Below are 22,326 nucleotides of genomic sequence, written 5' to 3'. Positions count from 1 at the left end.
CTCGTTTTGAACTATTCCATTCTCAATACGACGGCGCCCGTTTTCCGGGTTTCCCTCATATCGATAATCCGCTGATTTTCCGAACCTCGGAAGCGGAGCATGAGATTCTTTTTTTCGATCATGAAAGGCCCGTCCACCAGAACATCGATCGAATCCAAAATTTCATCGGTGACGTCCGTATGTTTTTTTCCGCCCGCGATCAGGTCGCGGTCATAAACGTAGCCGGAAAACATCCAGATGCTCTTTTTCGGAAGTTCCTTTTTTATGCGACGGATCAATTGCACTATCGTTTCTTGATTCGACGGTTCAAAAGGTTCCCCGCCGAGGATGGTAATGCCCTCGTAGTAGCTCTTCGAAAGTTCGCTTAGAATGAAATTTTCGATTTTATCGTCGTAAGGGACGCCAAAATTAAAGTCCCACGTTTGAGCATTGAAGCAGCCTTTACAATGGATGGTGCAACCGGAAACAAACAGCGAAACACGAATGCCCGTTCCATTTGCACAATCCACTTTGTAAATCTGACCGACATGCATCTGGCGCGACCTTAATGAGACGCGTTCGGATTCACAGAGCCTGTTTCCTGAATTTCACCGAGACCGATGTGAAGCACACGGTCTGCGATTTCCGCTGTACGACCCTGGTTCCAGAACTGAGTGCCGATGTAGCCACAGGTTCTGCGTGCCACATGCATTCTCGCCTGTTCACGGTTGCCGCAGTTTGGGCATTCCCAAACGAGCTTTCCCGTCGAATCCTTGACCACGCGAATTTCGCCCGAATAACCGCAGACGTCGCAGAGGTCGGACTTCGTATTGAGTTCCGCGTAAAGAATCGTGTCGTAGATGTGCTTCATAATCGCGAGAACAGCCGGGATGTTGTCCTGCATATTCGGCACTTCTACGTAGCTGATAGCGCCACCCGGAGAAAGTCTCTGGAATTCCGCTTCTTTGGAAAGCTTTGCGAACGCATCGATTTCTTCTGTCACATGGATGTGATAGCTGTTCGTGATGTAGTTCTTGTCGGTCACGTGCGGAATCTTGCCAAAACGTTTCTGCAGAGCCTTGGCAAACTTGTACGTGGTACTTTCGAGCGGGGTTCCGTAAACAGAGTAGTCGATATTTTCTTCGGCCTTCCACTGGGCACAGGAATCGTTCAAGAGCTGCATGACCTTGAGACCGAAAGCGTCACCGGCAGAGCTCGTATGCGAAACGCCCTTCATGTAGAACACGCATTCGGCAAGGCCTGCGTAGCCGAGAGAAATCGTCGAATAGCCATCATAAAGAAGACGGTCGATTACTTCACCCGGTTTGAGACGTGCCAATGCTCCGTCCTGCCAAAGGATCGGGGCGACATCGGACGGTGTACCGAGAAGACGTTCGTGACGCAAACGGAGAGCTCTGTGGCAAAGGTTCAAACGATCCTTCATGATTTCCCAGAACTTGGCTTCGTCACCACCCGAAGAGCAGGCTGCATCGACGAGGTTGATCGTCACCACGCCCTGGTTGAAACGGCCGTAATACTTGTGAACGCCTTCGACGTAATTTTTTGCATTGCCAAGGTTACCCTTTTGCGCATCCGTAAAGCGGTCCGGGGTGAGGAAGGAGCGGCAACCCATACACGGATAGCAGTCTCCCTTCATCGCAAGAGCCATCTTTTCGGAGATGTAGTCCGGGACCATACGCTTTGCAGTGCATTCCGCGGCGAGCTTTGTCAGGTAGAAGTACTTGGAACCTTCTTCGATGTTGTCGTCCTGCAGCACGTAGATGAGCTTCGGGAAGGCCGGGGTGATGTAAAAGCCGCGATTGTCCTTCACGCCGAGGATTCTCTGTTTGAGCATGACTTCGATAATCAAAGCCAAGTCATCACGGATCTGTCCTTCCGGAACTTCGTGAAGGTACATAAAGACGGTCACAAACGGAGCCTGGCCATTTGTCGACTGAAGCGTAATCAGCTGATACTGGATTGTCTGGCAACCGGATTCCACTTCACGGCGGACTTCGTCTTCCACAATCTTCTTGAGTTTTTCTTCATCGACATCGACGCCTGCTTCGGCGAATTCCGCCTTCAGACGCTTGGAAATCTTCTGACGGCTGATGTCCACATAGCGAGCAAGGTGGGACATCGTAATCGTCTGTCCACCATACTGACTCGAAGCAACCTGCGCCACGATCTGGGAAGCCACGGTACAAGCCGTGTTGAAACTTCTCGGCGTATCGATATGCGTTCCGCTGATGCACGTGCCGTTGTCAAGCATGTCGCCCAAGTTCACAAGGCAACAGTTGTGCATGTGCTGGGCAAAGTAGTCTGCGTCGTGGAAGTGGATGAGGCCATCCTTGTGAGCCGCCACGATGTCGTCGGAGAGCAGGTAACGATTCGTGTAATAACGGCTCCATTCGCCTGCCATGTAGTCACGCTGCACAGAGAGAACGGTCGGGTTCTTGTTCGAGTTTTCCTGCTTGACTTCTTCGTTATCCCGTTCGACAATGCCCGAAATCTTCTGGTCGATGTTGCTCATCTTACGAAGTTCGTTGTGCTTGTAACGGTAGGTGATGTAGAGACGCGCCACGTTGAACTTGCCCGTCGCCATCAAGGAGTTTTCCACCTTGTCCTGGATTTCTTCCACGGAAAGGTCGCGACTTGCGTTGCGGGCATCGCGTTCGATACCGTTTACAATCGCAGCGATCTGTTCTTCGGTTAATTTATCCGAGAGAATACCTTCTTCCTTATTCGCCTTACGAATCGCGTTTGCAATCTTTTCACCATCAAAAATGACACGTTCCCCAGAACGCTTCATGATGTAAATCTGAGGAGCTTCAATGTCCATGTTACCATCGAGGGATTCATCGTAAATCGCCATCGTTTTTCACCTCTTCGAAAATTTATGTTTCTTTTTTTCTGTAGTCTTGCACCCAAATATACCAAAATCGGACCGCCCCTCCTGGTCCGCTTTCGGAGCTTTCGTCGTGAACTTGTAGACCCTCGTCGGTCCTTCAAAATCGCTTCAAATTCGCCATTTTGGATATGAAAAAAGCTCGGCCAAAGCCGAGCTTTTGTGAGTCTTATCACACCCGGTTTACAGGCCCTTCTTGAACTTTTTCAGCATCGAGGAAAGCTTGCTCTGCGGTTGGGCATTTCCCTTGCCCTGAGAGGCGTTTGCACCGCCGAGACGAGCCTTCAAATCGGCGAGGGTCGCATGCGGACGGATACCGCCTTCACGACGCTGACCGCCACGCGCATTGCGCGGAGCTCGTCCCGCACCGGCGACGCCATCGACCTGTTCGGGCTTCATCGAAAGGGAAATGCGTTTCTGGCCTGCATCCACGCCGAGGACGCGCACCTTCACTACATCGCCGACCGTAAGAACGGTCTTTGCGTCTTCCACGAACTTATCGCTGATTTCAGAGACATGCACCAGGCCGTCCTGGTGAACGCCGATATCGACGAATGCGCCAAAGTTTGCCACGTTCGTCACGACGCCTTCCATCCAGCTGCCCGTCACGAGATCGTTGATGCTCTTGATCGAATCATCGAACTTTGCATAACGGAATTCCTTACGCGGGTCGCGGGACGGCTTTTCGAGTTCGGAGAAAATGTCTTCGAGGGTATGCTTACCGACCGTATCCGAAAGGAATTCATCCGGGGAAAGCGACTTGATGGCGCTTGCGTTACCCACGAGATCCTTCACGGCGACGCCGGCCTTAGCAGCCATACGTTCGACGAGTTCATAGTTTTCCGGGTGAACGGCGCTGCAATCGAGCGGGTTTTCGGCGCCCGGGATGCGGAGGAAGCCTGCCGACTGTTCAAAAGCCTTCGGCCCAAAGCCCTTCACCTTCAAAACGTCCTGGCGGCTCTTGAAAGCACCGTTCTGTTCGCGGTACTTCACCACATTTTCAGCAAGCGTTGCCGAAACACCTGCCACATGGGTCAAAAGCGGTGCACTTGCACTGTTCAAATCCACGCCGACCATGTTCACGCAGCTTTCGACGACTTCGTCGAGGCGCTTCTTGAGTTCACGCTGGTTCACATCGTGCTGGTACTGTCCAACGCCGATCGACTGCGGATCGACCTTCACGAGTTCGGCGAGCGGATCCTGCAGACGGCGGCCGATAGAAATCGCGCCACGGGTCGTCACGTCTTCATTCGGGAATTCCTGAATAGCGAGCGGACTTGCGGAATACACAGAAGCGCCTGCTTCGGAAACGATCACACGGGCCGGCTTTTTTCCCTTGAACTTGTGGCTCATGGCGGCGACAAAAGCGTCCGTTTCACGGCTAGCAGTGCCGTTACCGATTGCGATCAAGTCCACTTCGTACTTTTCAGCGAGAGCGGCGATATAATCGCCCGCTTCGGCGACGCGCTTCTGCGGTTCGTGCGGGAAGATGACGCCGTGATCGATAAACTTACCGTTCTTATCGAGAACAGCCACCTTACAACCGGTACGGAAGCCCGGGTCGAGGGCGAGAACGGCGTGGTGACCGGCCGGCGGAGCGAGAAGAACGTCCTGAAGGTTCTTGCTGAACACCTTGAACGCTTCTTCTTCTGCCTTGTCCTTCAAGATCAGGCGGACTTCGCTTTCGAGGCTCGTCTTGAGCAAACGATCCCAAGCGTCCTTGCACATTTCTTCCAAATACGGTTTCCAGATGCTGTCGCCCTTGATCACCTGGCGCTGCAGGTAGCCGACAAGAGCTTCATCCGGCATTTCCACGGAAAGACGGAGAACCTTTTCCTTTTCGCCACGGCGAAGGGCAAGCATACGGTGGCTCGGAATCTTCGAAACCGGTTCGGAGAAGTCGTAGTAGTTCTTGAACTTGGTTTCCTGCTTTTCGAATTCCTTGCGGACCTTCGACGTCATGACGCCTTCCTTTTCGATCTGCGCACGCAGATACTGACGGCAGGTCGCGTTGTCAGCGAGTTCTTCAGCGAGAATGTCACAGGCGCCAGCGATTGCCGCCTTCGGATCGGCAAGGCCCTTTTCTTCGGAGAGGTAAATCCGGCCGATTTCTTCCGGCGTGTTGGAGGTTTCTTCCTGAGCCATGATGATACGAGCGAGCGGTTCGAGACCGCATTCCTTCGCAATCGTCGCACGGGTACGCTTTTTCGGCTTGTACGGAGCGTAAAGGTCTTCGAGAAGGGTCTTTTCCTTGCAGGATTCGATCTTTGCCTTAAGTTCCGGAGTCAGCTTGCCCTGTTCTTCGATGGACTTCAAAATAGTCGACTTACGGTCTTCAACTTCTTGCAAATATTCACGGCGGTGCTGGATGTCACGGAGTTCGATTTCATTCAACGTTCCCGTCTGGTCCTTGCGGTAACGCGCAATAAACGGAATCGTACCGCCCTGGTCCATCAATTCCAAGGCTTTGGCCACACGCCATTCTTCTAAGTTCAGTTCTTGGGAGATGACTTGCGAAAAATTCATAGTTCCTATTCCTCAAATGTTTAGTCACGGGGACAATTTAACATCTTTTCCGGTTAAAACGGGAAAAACAAAGGTAGCACAAAGGTCATGATAAAACCCATTCCGAACTGCAAAGGACCGCCGATTTTCAGATAATCGTTGAAAGTATAGCGGCCAGCATTCATGACCAAAGCGTTCGGAGGGGTGGAAAATGGCGAAATAAAGCAGCAACTGGCCGAAACCGTCACCGCAAACAGGAACGGATACGGGCTCACACCGAGACCCGCGGCCGCACTCATCGCAATCGGGGTCAAAAGGACCGCCGTCGCCGTATTGCTGATAAAGATTGTAACAATGGACGTTGTATAATAGATACCGGCGAGCAGAGCATAAGGCCCGATCGTCCCCAGATATTCCACCAAGGCATTCGCAATGATGCCCGAGACGCCCGTTTTTTCAAGAGCTGTCGACATCGGGAGCATCGCCGCAATCAGCACGGTACTTTCCCAGTTGATCGACTTGTAAGCGTCCTCCACATTGCGGAAGCAGCCCGTCAAAACCATGAGCAGCGCAGCGATCAGCACCGCCGCCACCGAAGACACCGCGTTCGTCACCATCAAAATGACCATCAAAACGAGAATCGCCGCCGCAAACGGCATCTTGTGGTCGAGCGGAACCGCAGCAGCCGATTCCAAGGGTTCCCCAAGGACAATCCATTCCGTATTCGACGAAGAAAGCTTGCGAATATTCTCCCAGGTTCCCTGCACAAGAAGCGTGTCGCGGGATTCCAGGTTCTTTTCCGTAAGCCCATGGATGATATATTCCCCGTTGCGCTGGATGCCAAGCAGGTTCACCCCGTACTGCGCACGCAGATTCGTCTCCATCACATTGCGGTTGATAAAGGAAGAATCCGGCATCACGAGCACTTCGGCAATGCCCCAGTTGCGAAAATGGAAAGATTCCCTTTCCGCTTCCTTTTCCGAAAGGATCGGAGCGCTCATCTCCTTGGAAAAGCGTTTCACGTCTTCGATGTCACCCATCATATAAAGGATGTCGTCCCCATAGGCGACGCTTGTCGGGCCGGCGAGTTCCTGGCGACCTTCGCCAAAGAACTTTCCTCGGGAAGGATGGTCCACCTCGATGACCGTCAAATTGTAATGGGTCGGAAGCTTGAGTTCCGCAAAAGAACGCCCGATCAGCGGAGAATCGTAACGGACACGAACGCGGGTCACGTTGCGCGAAAGACGGTATTCTTCGGCAAGCTCGTTCAAGGACTTGTTTTTGCGTTTATTGGACTTCTTTTCTTCCGTCTTTTTGCAAAGCAAATGCGAAGCCGGGAGAAGCGCAAAAATAATGAGCAATAGCACCACGATACCTATCGGCGTAAACGAAAAGAGCTTTAAGCTCGGATATCCCGCCTTGATCAAAGCCTCGTTGATCACCATGTTCGGAGGCGTACCGATCAAGGTCAGCATACCGCCGATACTGCAAGCAAAGGCCATCGGCATCAAAAATCGCTTCGGGCCGGACTTTGCGCCCGCCGCCACGCTCATCACAATCGGGAGCATCAGCGCAGCCGTTCCCGTATTCCCCACAAAAGCTCCGATAAAGCCCGTCACGAGCATAATCACGACAAACAAAACGCTCTCCTTGTCGCCCGCGATCTTCACAATCTTCTGGCCAGCGACACGAGCAAGACCCGTTCTAAAAATCGCACCGCCGACGACAAAAAGCCCAAGGATCATCAAGACGATCGGATTCGAAAAGCCTTCGAGCGCTTCATCGACCGTCACTACGTCAAAAACCATCAAAATCACAAGGGAACAGAGCGCAACGATATCCGAGCGAATCTTCCCCTGTACAAAGAAAAACATCGAAACTGCCAATACAAGCAGTGTAACAACGAGAGAAAACATACAGCCACAAAATTAGCAAATTCAAACGGAGGCAATTTGCAGAACCCCTGCCGAAATATTAGTTTTGAATTCAAAAATGTAAAATTCACCCCGAATAGGAATGTTTATGTCTGACTGCATCTTTTGCAAAATTATCAAAGGCGAAATCCCTTCTACCAAAATCTACGAAGACGATGAATTCTTCGCCTTCAAGGATTTGAACCCGCAGGCGCCCATCCACACGCTCGTCGTCCCGAAAAAGCACATCACGAGCCTTATGGATATGGAAGAAGCGGACGCCCCGCTGATGGGCCGTCTTCTTTACCGCGCCCAGGAAATTGCGAAGTTGCAGGGCCTCGGCGAAGGCGGAGCCCGTTTTGTGTTTAACTGCAAGGGTGACGCCGGACAGACCGTTTGGCACATCCACTGCCACATTCTCGGCGGAAAGCGTCTCGACGACGGTTTCGGCGTAAAATAAGCTTCTCTGATACCGTTTTGCTCAAACAGACCAAAGTCATCGTTCTCCATCGAATGCCCTACAGCGATTCCTCGTTGATCGTGAAGGGCTTTTGTTTTGATTTTGGAGTCCAATCCTTTTTGGTCAAGAGCGCAAAGAGCCACAAGAATCCATTCAAAAGCTCCCTCGATCCGCTTGCCGAAAGCGAAATCGTCTTCCATGATTCCGGAAAGAGCGATTTGCACTTTATCCGGGAGGCAACCCTGATCGACTGGTTCCCGAATCTGCGCAAAGACCTGGAAAAGACCGCGATGGCGGAAGTCATGGCGGAAATTCTTTTGCGCTACCTGCCGACCGGACTTTCGCAGGAACTTGAGTTCCGTTACACGGAAAAGGCTTTGCAAGTGCTCGACAGGGGAAACTGTCCGCAAGACGCGCTTGCCCGTTGGATGTGGCACATTGCCGATTGCGCGGGGTATGCGCTTTCCGTCGACGATTGCATTCGCTGCGGAAATTCCATCTCGGGGAATCCCGCCGATTTCCTTTTTGAATCGGGCGGGGCGCTTTGCAAAGACTGCCTCGGCTTCTTTTTGCCGCACTATTCCCCTGAGTTTTTAAGCGATATCGCCCGTTTGACCGCTCGAATGCCGCTTCACGACCCGCGAGCCCTCGAAGGGGAGTTTTTCAAGTATCTCAAAACACATCTCGGCGAAAACCGGGAAATCAAATCTTACCGTTGGTTACAGGAGGTTCGTGGTTATGCTTTCAGCACAACAGATTAAAGAACGTAAAGGAAAACAGAAGATAGCCCAGATTACCACTTACGACTTTGGCTTTGCCAAAATCGCGGAAGCCGCCGGCATCGACCAGATTCTCGTCGGTGACAGTCTCGCCAATACCATGCTCGGGTACAAAAGCACGCAATCCATCGGCATGACCGAAATGCTCGTCTTTACCGCAGCCGTTTGCCGTGGCGCTCCGAACACGCACGTCATCGCCGATATGCCCTTCAAGAGCTATGACGATCCGAAATCGGCTCTGGAGAATGCGAAAAGATTCATGGACGTCGGCGCAAGCTCTGTAAAGCTCGAAGGCTTTATGCCCGACGCGATTGAAACGCTCATCCAGAACGGCATTCCTGTCTGTGCACACCTTGGACTTTTGCCGCAAACCGCAGTCAGCATGAAGCAAGTCGGCAAGACCGAAGAAGAAGCGGAAAGACTTTTAAAAGAAATCACCGCGATCGATGAGCTCGGCGCTTACGAATGCGTGCTAGAACACATTCCAGATATCCTTGGCGAAAAGCTCACCCAAGCCGTGAGCCTAATAACCATCGGTATTGGCGGCGGTCCGCACACCGATGGTCACGTCACCGTTTTGCACGATGCACTTGGCATCAACAACGGAAAGATTCCTCCATTTGCAACAAAGTATTGCAACATCTTTGACATCGCCAAAAAAGGGATCGAAGATTATGTTTCCTTTGTTCACACCGAGGCGCTATAGAGTGTTATTTCCGATTGCCAAGTTGGCAAAAAATTTTTTAAAATAAATGTTGATATTTTGTGAAAATCAAGTTATTTTATTGTCATAGTTATCAACAAATCCAAAAGAGGAACAAAAAAATATGGCAAACGCAAAGAAAACTGTAAAAAAAGCCGAAGTGAAGAAGGCTGCTCCGAAGAAGGCTGTCGCCAAGAAAGCCGCCCCGGCTAAGAAGGCTGCTCCGAAGAAGGCTGTCGCCAAGAAGGCCGCCCCGGCTAAGAAGGCCGCTCCGAAGAAGGCTGTCGCCAAGAAGGCCGCCCCGGCTAAGAAGGCTGCTCCGAAGAAGGCTGTCGCCAAGAAGGCCGCCCCGGCTAAGAAGGCCGCTCCGAAGAAGGCTGTCGTCAAGAAGGCCGCCCCGGCTAAGAAAGTGGCGAAGAAGAAGTAATTTTTAGTTTTCTCTCTTTGCTAAAAAAATCAACAAAAAGACCTGGCTTCAGCTGGGTCTTTTTGCATTCATACACCGATTTTCTAAATTTTGGGTATGATTTCCGAAAAAGACTTGAAAGAAATTGAATCTCTCAGCCTCGAAGAAAAGGCCACCCGCGTGGAAAAGCTTCTCGAAGGCAAAGAAACGCCCAGCGCCTTTGAACTCGGACTCTATCTCGCCCTGAAAATGGCTCTTGAAATCAAGACCGGTCAGGAACTCGGCAGTGCCACGGGCAAAATTGTCGCCGGCTGGATGCAAAAGTATTCCCCGGAGCTCGTCGAACAGGCGATTCCTCTTGCCAAGCAGTTCTTTACCGATCCCGAAAAAATTGCAAACCGCATCCGCAACGGTCTTCTCGCAGAAAATGGCTAAACTGGTTAAAACGCTCCCCGCCTCGGTCGACATCGGCAGCCATTCGACAATTCTTTTGATTGCTGATTTTGAAACCGATGCAAATGGCAAAGAAACGCTCCAACCCAAAATTCAAAAGGTGGAAGTTTGCCGCCTTGGCGAAGACGTTTACAATACCGGAAACGTTTCCGCAGAACGCCTGGAAGAACTTTCGAAGATCCTTTCGAACTTCCGCGCAACGGCACACGCCCTGGGTGCAGAAATCAAAGCCTGCGCCATGACCGAAGCCGCCCGCAAGGCGGAAAATGGAGATGAGATTATCGCTGCGGTCGAAAAAGCGCTTTGGACCAAGCCGCAGATTATTTCTGGCGAAGAAGAAGCCGCCTACACGTTCCGCGCCGTCGAAGAATGGCACGGCGAAGGCATTGTGACTTTGGATATCGGCGGAGGCTCGACCGAAGTTTCCGACGGAAAGAAAGCGGTTTCGGTTCCGGTCGGCGCGCTTTACCTTTTTAAGCAAATGGGTGCGATTCCAGGTCCGGAATACAAAAAGTGGGAAAAGGAAATCCTCAAGGGAAATCCTTTGCGCCCGTATTCCAAAAAGCAGATTTACCTTGTCGGCGGAACGGGTACAGCCCTCGCCATGGTATTTTTGAACCTGCCGGAATTTGACTTCAAGTCAATCGAAGGCTTGGAGCTGAATCTCGATCAGCTCGAAAAAACGATTACAAAAATTTCCAACGTGTCGAAGGAACTCCGCGCGAGCATGCCGGGCCTTGAAAAAGGTCGTTCCGACGTCATCATCTGCGGCCTGTATTGGCTGCGCAGCCTGCTCGCCCGTTTGCACGCGGAAAGCTTCCGCATCAGCACGGCGGGTCTCCGCTTTGGGCTTCTTTACCCGCCTAAACCGGGAGAAAAAAACGTCGAAGAAAAGAAGGAACGCAAGCTCCCACCTTGGTTGCAAAAGAAAAAGGATTCTGAAGATGCGAATCAATAAATTTCTTTCGCTGTGCGGTGTCGCAAGCCGCCGTGCTTCCGACGATCTGATTCGTCAAGGCCGTGTAACCGTCAACGGAGACGTCTTGGAAGGACTCGGCCGAGAAGTCGATGAGCACAAGGACGATGTCCGCGTTGACGGCAAACGCGTGCGCCCGCCTAAAAGGACTTCAATTCTGATGTTCCACAAACCCGCAGGTTGCGTTTGTTCTGCAAGCGATCCGCAGGGTCGCACAACCGTCTACGATTACCTCCCGGCGGAATACCGCTCGATGAAGTATATTGGACGTTTGGACTTGCAGAGCCGTGGACTTCTTTTGTTTACCGACGACGGCGATCTGCTATACAAACTCACGCATCCGAAGTTTGAAGTTCCCCGCAGCTATTATGTTTGGACGACTCGCCCGCTTTCCCATGCCGACGCCCAGAAACTCGTCGATGGTGTCGAAATCGGGGAAAATGAAAAGGGTGTGATGGAATCCGCCCACGCCGAAGAAATTTTCTTTGACCAGGGATTCTTTGAAATGGTTCTTTGCGAAGGCAAGAACCGTGAAATCCGTCGCATGCTCGAACAGGTCGGTTATACGATCCGCGACTTGAAGCGTGTAACTTATGCGGGCATTGGGCTTGGAAACCTGCCGACCGGCGAATTCCGAGAACTCTCTTCCGCGGAAGAAAAAATCCTTCGCGAAGCGGTTGAGGATTAACCAATGAAACGCAGCATTTTTATCGGAGACATTCACGGTTGCTACGATGAAATGATGAAAATGCTCGACGTCGTCCATTACACGCCGGGCGATGACTCCATTTATTTTACCGGCGACCTGATCAATAAAGGTCCCGATTCCATAAAAGTCGTACAGGAACTTCTCGCCAATCCGTTCCAGTACGTCATGGGAAATCACGAAGCCTGGCTTTTGAATTTTGTAAAGATTCCCGAAAACGAATGGACCGAAAAACAAAAGCGCTCCGCAGAAATTCTCGGCGATCCATTCTGGCTTGCATCCATTGTTAAAAATTGGCCCCTCTGGATTGACACGCCTCAAGCGTTACTCGTCCACGCAGGCATTGAACCAGGAAAGGCAAAGATCGAAGACATGGATCCTAACGTGCTGCTTTCCGTGCGCACCTGGGACGGCAAAGGCGAAGACCTGAACAACCCCGAGGATCCCGCTTGGTTTGAATGTGTAACCTGGCCCAAAACCGTCATTTTCGGACATTGGGCTGCCAAGGGACTCGTCGATAACATTCCAGGATTCATCGGACTCGATTCCGGCTGCGTCTACGGGAAATACCTTTCCGCCTACTGCCTTGAAGAACGAAAGTTCTATTCTGTTCCCGCGGCACGGCCGTACAGCCCGATCAAAAAGAAGAAACGCGTACCTACGAACGCCTGAGTTTCAAATTGGCTCAAAATCGTGACGCAGAGCCAAATGTTTTTTCCAAAAGCCAAGGAACCATCGTTTAAATCCTTTGCTTTTTAAGCGTCAATTTCTAAATTGTGTCGCACTATGACAGCGCAAGAACTTTTCAATCGTCTCAAGAGCATTCAGCCGGGTGCCGTTCTTTGCAACTACACCATGGAATACTGCGAAAAATTGATTCCGATTATCAACGAAATCAACGAACTCAAAAAAGAACGCAACGCGGTGATTCTCGCCCACAGTTACGTGGCACCGGAAATCGTCCTCGGTGTTGCCGACTACGACGGTGATAGTTTCAAGCTGAGCCAGGACGCTACCAAGGTCCAAGCCGACATGATTATTTTTGCCGCGGTCCGCTTCATGGGCGAAACGGCAAAGATTTTGAATCCGACGAAAGAAGTGATCATTCCGGGTCCGCTTTCCGGTTGCAGCCTCGCCGACAGCATTACCGGCGAAGACGTGAAAAAGCTCCGTGCAAAATATCCGGGTTATACGGTCGCCTGCTACATCAACACGACCGCTGATGTGAAAGCGGAATGCGATGTCTGCGTCACGAGCTCCAACGTTTACAAAATCATCGCAAACCTTCCAAACGACAAGATCATCTTTGTCCCGGACCGTTTGATGGGGGCAAACCTTCAGGAAGCTCTTGAAAAGAACGGCATCCACAAGGAAATCGTTCTGTTCTCCGGTTGCTGCTATGTGCATGAAAAGTACGATCCGGAACTCATCAGTTTCTTTCGAAGCCAGAATCCAGGGCTCCGCGTGGTGAGCCATCCGGAATGCCATCCGGGCGTCGCCCTTTTGAGCGATTACGTCGGCAGTACCGGTCAGATGGTCAAGTACATCAAGGACCAGCCGGAAGGCACCCCGTTCCTGCTTCTCACGGAATGCGGCTTGAACGCTCGCATGCATTATGAATTCCCGAACAAGCAGTTCATCGGCAGTTGCAGCATGTGCAAGTACATGAAGTCGAATTCGCTCGAAAACATTCTTGAATCTCTGCGTCACCCAGAAAAGGCTTCCAAGGTGGAACTCTCCGCCGACGTAGCAGCCCGCGCCAAGCACTGCATTGACGAAATGTTCCGCTACGCAGCGATGTAATCTTGCAACGGAGGTCCGATGAGATTCCTTTCGAAGCTTCTGATTCTTTTGTTGATTGTGACCGGTACAAGTTTTGCCGGTTACCGCGGAAAAGTCATTTGGCACCGAAGCTACTTCATTTCCCTCGGCGTGGATGCGCTCTTCTCCTTGGGCGGTGACTTGAACGGTGACGGAGCTATCGAAGCCAACGGCGATGACACCGATGACGTCGTTTACCTTCCCCACATCGGATCTTTCCCATTGCCGAACATCGAAGCGGGTGTAAACTTTAACCAACACACGATTGCCGTCCATTTCGGCATTTGGCAGCCTGACGTCCGATACGGCGAAGATACGGATTACTTCACCGAAGACGATGCGAACTACTGGCGCCTCGGCGTGGAATACCGCTACTACTTCTTCTGGCCGGAAGACTTTATGATTGGCCCGGGCCTCGGTTACGCCTTTGCCCGTTACTCCGTCCACGGAGCAGCTATTGGCTTTGACAAGTATGACGGCGAATACCGCGAAGCGGCCGTCTTTGCTACAAACTCTTTTGCCGTTTCGGCAAATATGCGTTACAAGATTCGCCCGTTCGGCATGGATGTCGCTTTGCGTTACCGCCCCACGTTCATCCGCAGCTTAAGCACCGAATCGGCCGGCTACTGCAGCCTTTCCGAAACGCTCTGGCACCACATGATTGAAGTGAGCGCCCGAGTGTTCCTCGAATTCTAAGATTCGACCTCTTAAAAGACCAGCTCCTTACCAATCCTTTTCGGGGCGAGCCTGACCGCGCACCGGTTTCCACGGTTTGCGTTCTCCATGTTCCGCATCAAAGTCTTTGAGCAACTGGGAAGCTTGCTCTGGAGTCATCTGTCCCGGAGGCACGGTTTCCGGATTTTCATTTCCGCCTTGCGGTTGTTCCGACTTTTCCTGCTCGTTTGAATTGCTGGATTCTCCGTTACCACCCTGCGAATGACTGGAGTCTGAATTGCTTGACTGAGAATGGCTGGACTGCGAGTCGCTAGAATTTGCACCTTGGGAATCGCTCGAACCGTTTTGATTCTCGTCCTGATTCTGTTGATCCTGATTCTGTTGATCCTGATTTTGCTGATTCTGCTCGTTTTGATTCTTGTCCTGGTTTTGATCCTGGTTCTGATTTTCGTTATTCGGATTGTTCTGCTGATTCTGCTTTTGCTGCTCATCCTTGGATTCTTCGATACGATCCTGAAGCATTTGCAGTTTGGCATCATCCGGGTAATACGAAAGACCTTCCTTGCAGGTGATTTCTGCCGTCGGCAAACGGTTTTGAATGTACTGGAAAGCCGCGTCCGAATAATACTGGGCAGCACTCTTCGGGGCTTTTGCCGCAAAGGCGCATGTGGAAGCAGCCACAACGGAAAGGAACAGGGTAAACTTTTTCACTAGATCACCCCCAAATCGTTATCGGCATTGGACTGATCGATTTTACTCTTGGGAGCACGTCCTGCCTTAATGTCAATTACGTCTTCAATACGTTGAATGTACGGGCCAAAGCTCGAAGCGGTAGAGTCCGAGGTCATCGTATTTTCGAGCAAATTCTTGGCAGGCGTGTATTCACCGTCCTTGCACATTTGCAGGGCCCTGGCAAGAATCTGTTTTGCATTTTCCGAAAGTTCGGGCTGCTTTTGATCCTGATTTTCGTTCTGCTGATTCTGTTCTTTCTGCTTGTCAATTTCTTCTTTGAGCTTGCGTTGCACAATTTCCACATTGCGCTTCGCATTTTCAAAATTCGGATCGAGATCGATCGCTTTTTTTAAGTAGCCAACCGCTTCACGCCATTTTGCAATGCGTTCCGACGGTTCCGAAGACTTTTCTCCGATGCGGTAGAACGTGTTTGCCAAATTGAAAGCGGCCTTTGAAGCGATCGAAGAGTCCGGCATGCGAGAAGCGCTTTCGAGTTCCTTCTGCGCTTCTTCGTAATTGCCGAGCTTGTACTGGCACGTTCCGATGTTGTAAAAGAGCAATGGATTCGCAGGTTCATCCTTTCGCGCTTCCATGTACTTTTGAAGCGCTTCCGCAAAGTCGCCCTTGCGGAACAGCTCATTGCCATCGTTGATCGGGCGAGCGAAAGCCGCAATCGCCAAAAGCGAAATTAAAATGAAGATTCTTTTCATTTGCACAACCTTCATCAGCTAAAACGTCCAGCGACCTGCTTGCGCTTTTTTCCGCGTTCCGAAAGGAGCGCTTCTGCCAAAAAGAGCAGCGCCGCGATCGCCAAAAAGATTTGGTAACGGTCCTTGTAATTTTCCACCTGGTCCGAAGAGGTGTCCCGCTTTTCTAAGCTCTGAATTTCCGAGAGCACCTTCTGCAGCTGGAATTCACCCGGGCTTGCGTAAAAATACCGCGCACCTGTAATGCCTGCGATATCCTGCAACGTCTTTTCTTCCAAATGGGTCGTCACAATATTCCCAAAGCGATCCTTGTGATACGAGACGTCTCCATTTTTCGAAGGTTCCGGAATAGGAACACCTTCCTTGGAACCGATGCCGACCGTGTAAATGCGAATGCCCGCTTCTGCCGCTTCCTTCGCCTTTTCCACCGCCTTGGCATCTTGTTCTTCGCCATCGCCCATCAGCACCATCACAGCGTACTTAGACGGCACCTTGGAACGACGGAACATCTGCAAGCCTTTATCGATTGCCGCGGCAAGATCCGTTCCCGGCAAAAGCCAACCCGGTTCCAAGTCGCGCAAAATCAACTGCACCGTGCCGTAGTCCAAAGTGAGCGGCACTAAGGTCTGCGCTTCACCCGAAAAAGCCACAAGGCCCACACGGTCGCCCGAAAGCGTATCGAGGAATGCAGAAATTTCATGACGGGAACGCACCAAACGATTCGGCTTGACATCTTCCGCAAGCATCGAAAGGGAAATATCCTGGAGCAGCAAAACGTCAAGGCCCTTGCGTTCAATATGTTCCATCTGACGGCCCCACTGCGGACGGGCAAGCGCCAAAATCAAAAACGCAAGACCGAGGAGCAATAGGCTCGTCTTGATCGCACGTCGCCACGGAGAAAGCGAAGTCGCAATCTTCGGGAGCATCGATATGGACGCAAAGCGCGAAGCGAGCTTTTTCCGCCGATGGTACGCATAAATAAAGAGCAACAAAAAAAGCGGGAGCGTAAAGAGAGCCCACAAAAAATTCGGTTCTGCAAATCTCATGGAATCCTCACAAACCGCGTATTCGCGAGCACAAGTTCAAGCAAAATCAAGAGTGCACCCACAAGGAGCCACGGATAAAACTTTTCCTGGTAACGCGCATAGGCGATCGTTTGAATTTCGGTCTTTTCGAGTCCATCGATTTCGGAATAGATTTTTTCCAAATCGTCCTTGCTTTCTGCACGGTAAAAACGTCCGCCCGTACTGGAGGCGATTTGACTCAACGTTTTTTCATCCAAGCTGTTTTCGGCAGGAATCGGCTGTTCCCCCCACGAGATTTCACCCGTCCAAGGGTTCTGCTGGAACGCGAGGAACGTTCCGCTCTTTTTGCCGACGCCAATCGTATAAACCTTGACTCCAAGCGCCTTTGCCACTTCCGCCGCATGGAGAGGCGGAACAAGGCTCGCATTGTCAATGCCGTCCGTCAAAAGCACCACGACCTTCGACTTCGCATCGGACTTTTCTAAACGCGCCAAGGAATTCATCAAGCCGTCACCAATTGCGGTGCCGTTGCCCGAAGCCGAGGAATCGTCCACCGCCTGCAAAATTTCAAGCAGTGCACCGTAATCCAAAGTCAACGGCACGAGCGTGTAAGAGTTTCCCGCAAAAACAGAAAGTCCTATGCGGTCGCTTTCACGCTTTTGCACAAATTCAGCCATCACGTTTTTCGCATAGCCCAAACGGGAATAGTCCCAAAAGCGACCGCTCTTCAAAACCTTTTCCGCATTCATCACCCCGAGCTTTGCCTGATCCGTACGGGTCAGCATATCGAGAGTGCCCATGGAACCGGAAACGTCCAAGGCGAGCATAATGTCCACGCCATCCGTCGAAGTGTATTCGACTTCTGTCGCATTCTGCGGACGAGCGAGAGCCACGACAAAGCAGCAAAGCGCAGCCATGCGAAGCGCTGGGACAATGTAGCGGGCACGCACTTTAGAGCCCTTCGCCGCCTTTTTGGCAATAGCGAGCGCCGGGAACTTGATCGTACTTTTTCGTTTATGCGCGTGCCACCACCAGTCCAAAATCAACAGGGGCCCGAGCAAAAGCAAAAAGAACGCTTCGGGATTTTGAAAATGCAAATTAGCGAGATCCATTTGCACCGCCCTTCTTACCGTTCTTGTTCTTTTCTTCTTCCGGGACAGGCTTCGTATCTTCTAAAAGGCGACTCGCCCAATCTTCCCAAAAGACACCGCGGTCGTCGCCGATTTTCATCTTGGCAAACTTCACCGGGTAAGTTTCTTCTTCGAGTTTCACCAAGGACTGCTTGTACGCTTCGGCAAGGCCCGCGATCTGCGAAACACGAGACTTCAACTGCGAAAGTGTCGCGTCGAGAATTCCTTCCGACGGATGTTCGCCGAGGAACCTACGTTCCACATAGCGACGCATAATAAAGCTCAAAGCCGTATAGTAATCCGCCTGATTTCCCATGGCAAGAAGCTGCTTTTCACGCAGTTCCTTCAATGCGAGAAAGGCTTCTTCATACGGCGGAAGTCTCGGAGCTTCCTTATTCTTGCGGAACTTTTTGTGCAAGAACCAGCCGAGTACCACCAAAAGGATCGCTCCGAGAACAATCAAAAGTCCCGAAAGCCATGCAGGGAGCCTCGAGTCGTCCAAAGGTTCTTCCACATCCAAAATATCTTCTTCCGAACCGTCTGTCCGCGTCACAACCTTCACCGCCACCGGATCCGTTTTCGTCACCACGGTATCGGCACCCAGAACCGCTCGCACCTCTTGCGGCGCAATCAAAAAATCACCTGCGACAAACGTATTGAGCGTTGCCCGCCAAACGAACTTCTTTTGGCCTTTCACTCCCGCAATCGGAATTTCTTCATGCTGCATGTCCTTGACTTCAAAGCTTCCGAGATTTCCCACAAAGCTCGGTAAATCCACATAAGCGCTTTCCGGAGCGTTCACATCGATTTCATAATCGAAACGATCGCCCACAAAAATCTGTGAAGCAGTCGTCGAAGATTTCACCGACAGGTTGAATGCAAATGCGGAAGCTACAGAGATTGCACCGATAATCAGCGCAAGCTTCCTTGTCAAAAATCGAAATTCAAACATCATTAACTCCGACGTCTCTGCAACATTCTAAAATGTTCCACGAGCGGATTCACCGTGTCGCGGAATTCATCCTGAACCTGGCACAGCACATAGTCCACGTTCATTTTCTGGAAAAGGCTCCGGGTCGCTTTCTGGGCCTTTTTCGCCTCGTGCGCAAAGGCTTCACGGAAGGCAGCATCACCCGTATCCACAAGCATCGTCTCACCGGTTTCCGGATCTTCGAATTCCACGAGTCCCACCGGCGGCAGTTCCATTTCACGCGGGTCCATCACCGAAACCGCCAGCATGTCGTGACGCTTGCAAAGGATCTTAAAAGCTTTGTCGAATCCCGAATCCTGAAAGTCCGACATCACCACGATCATCGAACGACGATTCAGTACGCCGCCCACATATTCGAGCGCATTCTGTAGATTCGTCCCGTGATGTTCCGGCTTAAAGTACAGGATTTCTCGGATCAAACGCAAAACGTGCTTGCGCCCTTTCGCAGGCGGAATAAAAAGCTCCACCTGATCCGTAAAAATCAAAAGTCCAACCTTGTCGCCCGTCCGCACGGCGGCAAACGAGAGAAGCGCGGTGATGGCCGCCATGGCTTCACCCTTCATTTCCTTTCCCGAACCGAATTCCGAACTGGAACTCGCATCCACCATCAGCATCAAGGTCAGTTCACGTTCTTCCACGAACTTCTTGATGTAAGGAGTCCCCATACGAGCCGTTACGTTCCAATCGATCGAGCGAACGTCATCTCCCGGCACGTACTCGCGGACTTCGCTGAATTCGACGCCATTGCCCTTGAACGAGCTGTGATACGCGCCAGCCATCATCGAGTCGAGAGATCCCCGCACCGAAAGTTCGATGCGGTTCACCGTTTTGAGAATATCCTTCGAAAGCATATTATGGCACTTCGACAGAATCCAAGATCTTCTGGACAACGAGTTCCGCAGAAACTTCTTCCGCTTCCGCTTCATAGCTCAAAATGATGCGATGACGGAGAACTTCCATCGCCACAGCCTTCACATCTTCCGGCGTCACGTAACCGCGGCCTTCGATGAACGCGTGCGCCTTCGCCGCCTTTGCAAGGCCAATCGAAGCACGCGGAGAACCGCCGACCGAAATAAAGCTCGTCAATTCCGCTTTCTTGATGCTTGCCGGATCGCGCGTCGCAAGAACAAGGTTCACAATATATTCGCGAATGCGTTCATCCACGTAGATTTCCTTCACCAAGGAACGCGCCTTCAAAATGTCTTCCTTGTTCGCCACGGCACTCGGAATCTTTAAGCCCGTTCCGCTCACCGCTTCAAGGATCTTCATTTCGTCATCCTTGCCCGGATAACCGACCTTCACCTTTAACAAGAAACGATCCACCTGAGCTTCCGGCAACGGATACGTACCTTCCTGTTCAATCGGGTTCTGCGTCGCAAGAACAAGGAACGGTTCGTCGAGCTTGTACGTTTCGTCGCCGATCGTAATCATGCGTTCCTGCATCGCTTCGAGAAGGGCGCTCTGCACCTTGGACGGAGCACGGTTGATTTCATCGGCAAGAACGAGGTTCGTAAAGAGAGGTCCCTTGCGGGTTTCAAAACGAGATTCCTTCGCGTTGTAAATCGTCGTACCGAGCAAGTCCGCCGGGAGAAGATCCGGGGTAAACTGAATACGCTTAAAGTCGAGAGAAACCGCACTTGCAAAAGCGGAAACCGCAGTCGTCTTCGCAAGTCCCGGAAGGCCTTCCAAAAGAATATGACCGTCGGCAAAAATACCGGTGAGAATGCTCTTCACCATGTCCTTTTGACCGATCACGGTCCCTTCTACTTCACGCAAAAGATCTGTGCAAAAATAGCCCTGATCCTTAATCTTTTCCGTCAATTCTTGTACGTTTGTCATCTTGACCTCATTCGTCTTCTTCAATGTTTAACAGTTTTGCTGCGGTTTTCCAGGTTTCCTTATTTTGGAAAGCGTCGCGTTCTCCGCCTCCATAACGAGCATGGGCAAATTCCTCTAGCAGGGAATCAAAACCTTCCAAGGTCCCTGCCTTGGCAAGTTCCTCCAGATTATCGCTACCATACCGCGTCATAGCCCATGATTTACAAATTTTTTCCAAATCGAGCAACCAAGCGCGGCTATCCGCCTTGGCGATTCTCTTCTTCAAAAGCAAGAATTCTTCGGCAAGTTCTGCGTCTTCCTGTTTTACCGCCTTTTTCTTCGCTTCAGAGCTTCTCTTTTTTTGCAGAACGGCCAACAGCCCTCCGAGAACGATTCCAAACACGCACACGCCCAGAATCAAAAACTGAACGGTGTCCGAAGGCTCTTCAATGCGGAACGAGACGATATCCGTCTGAACTTCCACAGCCCCTTCCGCCGAAGGAATCTGAAAATGCAATGCCGGAATCGAAACGTTCCCCGAATCGTCCGCCAAAAGCTTGTACACGAACTGCGTATTCGAAACGGACTTTCCGTTATGCACCACTTGGGAATGTTCTTCTCGCAACCCGATCTGCGTCACGCCCTTGGTATTGGCAGAACTCGTCGGCACCACCAGCAGAGCGTTCCGCCCCGCCGAAGCTTCCCAGGTCACATTCACCCGGTATTCAAAAGTATCGCCTTTAACGATTGTTTCGGGAAGCGCATCCGCATGGACAGAAACTTTAATCTGCGCAGGTTCCACAGCAGCCGAACCTTCAACACTTGCAGAACTTTGTTCTAAAACTTCTTCATTCATCATTTGGAATATAATAAAGGCTTATTTTCAAAACGTCACAAAAAGTTCACGGGAAAGTAAAAAATCGCCCGGCACAAGTCGGGCGATTTTTCAATTTCAAGCAAGAAGGATTAGATTCCCATATTGCTCGGCTTCGTGTAGTAACCGTTCAACAGCTGACTGTACATCATCTGAAGAATATTCGGGAAGTAGCTCGAAGCAGATGTCTGCATGGACGTTCCGTTCAACAAAGTCGTGCAAGAATTCAGCCATTCCGCAGAATTGCCAGCCATACCGGTTGCGCACCAGGCAGCCTGCCAGTGCACAGGGACCGCCTGGCCTTGGATATCGGCTCCGACGCTCAAATTCCAAGAATAGTTCACCGCCGGGATTGAAGCCGGATCGTTGTTCGACTTTTCCATGATGAACTTGTTCAAGGTGTTCAGCACTTCTGCAGCGCGTTCATCCGAGAACCAGTAGTAATCCCAAGCGATACGCCACGGAATACGCACAGATTCCTTGTTGAAGGTCCAGTACGTAGTCTTTGCACTGTTGTTCGGCGGGTTGATCGCATTGCCTTCGCCATCGCTCCAGTCCGGAAACACACCCGTACCAGCGTCCTGCACCTTCTTCATGTAGGCATACTGAGCATCGAGCACAGATTTCCAGTCATGATTTTTATCCACCACGGCGAACAAGCGAAGTGCCACCGGAGAGAAGTAGCTCAAGTTGTAAGACGGATTCGCGGCAGCCTTCCAGGTCGGCGTGTCACCCGAATAGAGGAGGTTATTCGAGGTATTGACT

General features: G+C 51.3%; 23 protein-coding genes. 10 read left to right on the top strand and 13 right to left on the bottom strand.

Features of this window, described 5'->3' with window-relative positions; all coding sequences use genetic code 11:
• Nucleotides 1-11 precede the first annotated feature (11 nt).
• The 4 genes from nrdG to MR847_RS09510 all read right to left on the bottom strand — a co-directional run bounded on the left by nrdG (nt 12) and on the right by MR847_RS09510 (nt 7,308).
• The gene (gene nrdG / locus MR847_RS09525) at nt 12-533 is read right to left on the bottom strand and encodes an anaerobic ribonucleoside-triphosphate reductase activating protein (protein ID WP_100424944.1); all 522 of its coding nucleotides are present in this window, start codon (nt 531-533) and stop codon (nt 12-14) included.
• 11 nt (nt 534-544) lie between these two features.
• The gene (gene nrdD / locus MR847_RS09520; protein WP_353846854.1) at nt 545-2,800 is read right to left on the bottom strand and encodes an anaerobic ribonucleoside-triphosphate reductase; all 2,256 of its coding nucleotides are present in this window, start codon (nt 2,798-2,800) and stop codon (nt 545-547) included.
• Between the two features lie 270 nt (nt 2,801-3,070).
• Nucleotides 3,071-5,413 carry a Tex family protein gene (locus MR847_RS09515; protein ID WP_100424945.1) on the bottom strand — a complete coding sequence of 781 codons (2,343 nt, stop codon included), beginning with the start codon at nt 5,411-5,413 and terminating at the stop codon, nt 3,071-3,073.
• Between the two features lie 53 nt (nt 5,414-5,466).
• Nucleotides 5,467-7,308 (bottom strand): SLC13 family permease, encoded by a 1,842-nt coding sequence (locus MR847_RS09510; protein ID WP_100424946.1) that lies wholly within the window; start codon nt 7,306-7,308, stop codon nt 5,467-5,469.
• 106 nt (nt 7,309-7,414) lie between these two features.
• On the opposite strand from MR847_RS09510, the gene MR847_RS09505 reads away from it, so the two are divergent.
• From MR847_RS09505 to MR847_RS09460, 10 genes are all read left to right on the top strand, one after another.
• A complete protein-coding gene (locus MR847_RS09505) occupies nt 7,415-7,765 on the top strand; it encodes a histidine triad nucleotide-binding protein (RefSeq protein ID WP_287723619.1) in 351 nt (116 codons plus the stop codon).
• A 17-nt stretch (nt 7,766-7,782) separates the two neighbouring features.
• Nucleotides 7,783-8,526, top strand: a complete 744-nt coding sequence (gene recO, locus MR847_RS09500; protein ID WP_287723618.1) for a DNA repair protein RecO — start codon at nt 7,783-7,785, stop codon at nt 8,524-8,526.
• Nucleotides 8,504-9,250 (top strand): 3-methyl-2-oxobutanoate hydroxymethyltransferase, encoded by a 747-nt coding sequence (panB, locus tag MR847_RS09495; protein ID WP_287723617.1) that lies wholly within the window; start codon nt 8,504-8,506, stop codon nt 9,248-9,250. The genes recO and panB overlap by 23 nt, the downstream gene beginning before the upstream one ends.
• Before the next feature lie 121 nt (nt 9,251-9,371).
• A complete protein-coding gene (locus tag MR847_RS09490; protein ID WP_106519763.1) occupies nt 9,372-9,674 on the top strand; it encodes a histone in 303 nt (100 codons plus the stop codon).
• 96 nt (nt 9,675-9,770) lie between these two features.
• Nucleotides 9,771-10,088 carry a hypothetical protein gene (locus MR847_RS09485; protein WP_106519762.1) on the top strand — a complete coding sequence of 106 codons (318 nt, stop codon included), beginning with the start codon at nt 9,771-9,773 and terminating at the stop codon, nt 10,086-10,088.
• On the top strand, nt 10,081-11,064 hold the full coding sequence (locus MR847_RS09480) for a Ppx/GppA phosphatase family protein (RefSeq protein ID WP_287723616.1): 984 nt from the start codon (nt 10,081-10,083) through the stop codon (nt 11,062-11,064). The genes MR847_RS09485 and MR847_RS09480 overlap by 8 nt, the downstream gene beginning before the upstream one ends.
• Complete coding sequence (locus MR847_RS09475) at nt 11,051-11,770, top strand: pseudouridine synthase (RefSeq protein WP_100424951.1); 720 nt, start codon at nt 11,051-11,053, stop codon at nt 11,768-11,770. Before MR847_RS09480 ends, MR847_RS09475 begins: the two co-directional genes overlap by 14 nt.
• A 3-nt stretch (nt 11,771-11,773) precedes the next feature.
• Nucleotides 11,774-12,460 (top strand): metallophosphoesterase, encoded by a 687-nt coding sequence (locus MR847_RS09470; RefSeq protein ID WP_287723615.1) that lies wholly within the window; start codon nt 11,774-11,776, stop codon nt 12,458-12,460.
• A 114-nt stretch (nt 12,461-12,574) separates the two neighbouring features.
• Nucleotides 12,575-13,591, top strand: coding sequence for a quinolinate synthase NadA (gene nadA / locus MR847_RS09465; protein ID WP_106519761.1), 1,017 nt, complete (start codon nt 12,575-12,577; stop codon nt 13,589-13,591).
• Between the two features lie 18 nt (nt 13,592-13,609).
• Complete coding sequence (locus MR847_RS09460) at nt 13,610-14,305, top strand: hypothetical protein (protein WP_287723614.1); 696 nt, start codon at nt 13,610-13,612, stop codon at nt 14,303-14,305.
• Nucleotides 14,306-14,332: 27 nt separating this feature from the next.
• Here the strand turns inward: MR847_RS09460 and MR847_RS09455 are convergent, their stop codons facing one another.
• From MR847_RS09455 to MR847_RS09415, 9 genes are all read right to left on the bottom strand, one after another.
• Nucleotides 14,333-14,995, bottom strand: coding sequence for a hypothetical protein (locus MR847_RS09455; protein WP_287723613.1), 663 nt, complete (start codon nt 14,993-14,995; stop codon nt 14,333-14,335).
• Nucleotides 14,995-15,726, bottom strand: a complete 732-nt coding sequence (locus MR847_RS09450; protein ID WP_287723612.1) for a tetratricopeptide repeat protein — start codon at nt 15,724-15,726, stop codon at nt 14,995-14,997. The genes MR847_RS09455 and MR847_RS09450 overlap by 1 nt, the downstream gene beginning before the upstream one ends.
• A 14-nt stretch (nt 15,727-15,740) precedes the next feature.
• Nucleotides 15,741-16,769, bottom strand: a complete 1,029-nt coding sequence (locus MR847_RS09445) for a VWA domain-containing protein (protein ID WP_287723611.1) — start codon at nt 16,767-16,769, stop codon at nt 15,741-15,743.
• Nucleotides 16,766-17,860 (bottom strand): vWA domain-containing protein, encoded by a 1,095-nt coding sequence (locus MR847_RS09440; protein WP_100424957.1) that lies wholly within the window; start codon nt 17,858-17,860, stop codon nt 16,766-16,768. The genes MR847_RS09445 and MR847_RS09440 overlap by 4 nt, the downstream gene beginning before the upstream one ends.
• Nucleotides 17,847-18,833 carry a hypothetical protein gene (locus MR847_RS09435; protein ID WP_100424958.1) on the bottom strand — a complete coding sequence of 329 codons (987 nt, stop codon included), beginning with the start codon at nt 18,831-18,833 and terminating at the stop codon, nt 17,847-17,849. Before MR847_RS09435 ends, MR847_RS09440 begins: the two co-directional genes overlap by 14 nt.
• The gene (locus tag MR847_RS09430) at nt 18,833-19,720 is read right to left on the bottom strand and encodes a DUF58 domain-containing protein (protein WP_100424959.1); all 888 of its coding nucleotides are present in this window, start codon (nt 19,718-19,720) and stop codon (nt 18,833-18,835) included. The genes MR847_RS09435 and MR847_RS09430 overlap by 1 nt, the downstream gene beginning before the upstream one ends.
• Nucleotide 19,721: 1 nt before the next feature.
• Nucleotides 19,722-20,708 (bottom strand): AAA family ATPase, encoded by a 987-nt coding sequence (locus MR847_RS09425; RefSeq protein ID WP_100426751.1) that lies wholly within the window; start codon nt 20,706-20,708, stop codon nt 19,722-19,724.
• A 7-nt stretch (nt 20,709-20,715) separates the two neighbouring features.
• On the bottom strand, nt 20,716-21,546 hold the full coding sequence (locus MR847_RS09420) for a BatD family protein (RefSeq protein ID WP_287723610.1): 831 nt from the start codon (nt 21,544-21,546) through the stop codon (nt 20,716-20,718).
• Nucleotides 21,547-21,653: 107 nt separating this feature from the next.
• On the bottom strand, nt 21,654-22,326 hold a 673-nt coding region (locus MR847_RS09415; RefSeq protein ID WP_287723609.1), incomplete at its 5' end, for a glycosyl hydrolase family 8.

Origin of the sequence: Hallerella sp., assembly GCF_022776125.1 — a bacterium.
GTDB classification, from domain to species: Bacteria; Fibrobacterota; Fibrobacteria; order Fibrobacterales; family Fibrobacteraceae; genus Hallerella; species Hallerella succinigenes.
Note: the sequence above shows the minus strand (reverse complement) of the source record. Positions and strands in the feature narration are given on the sequence as shown.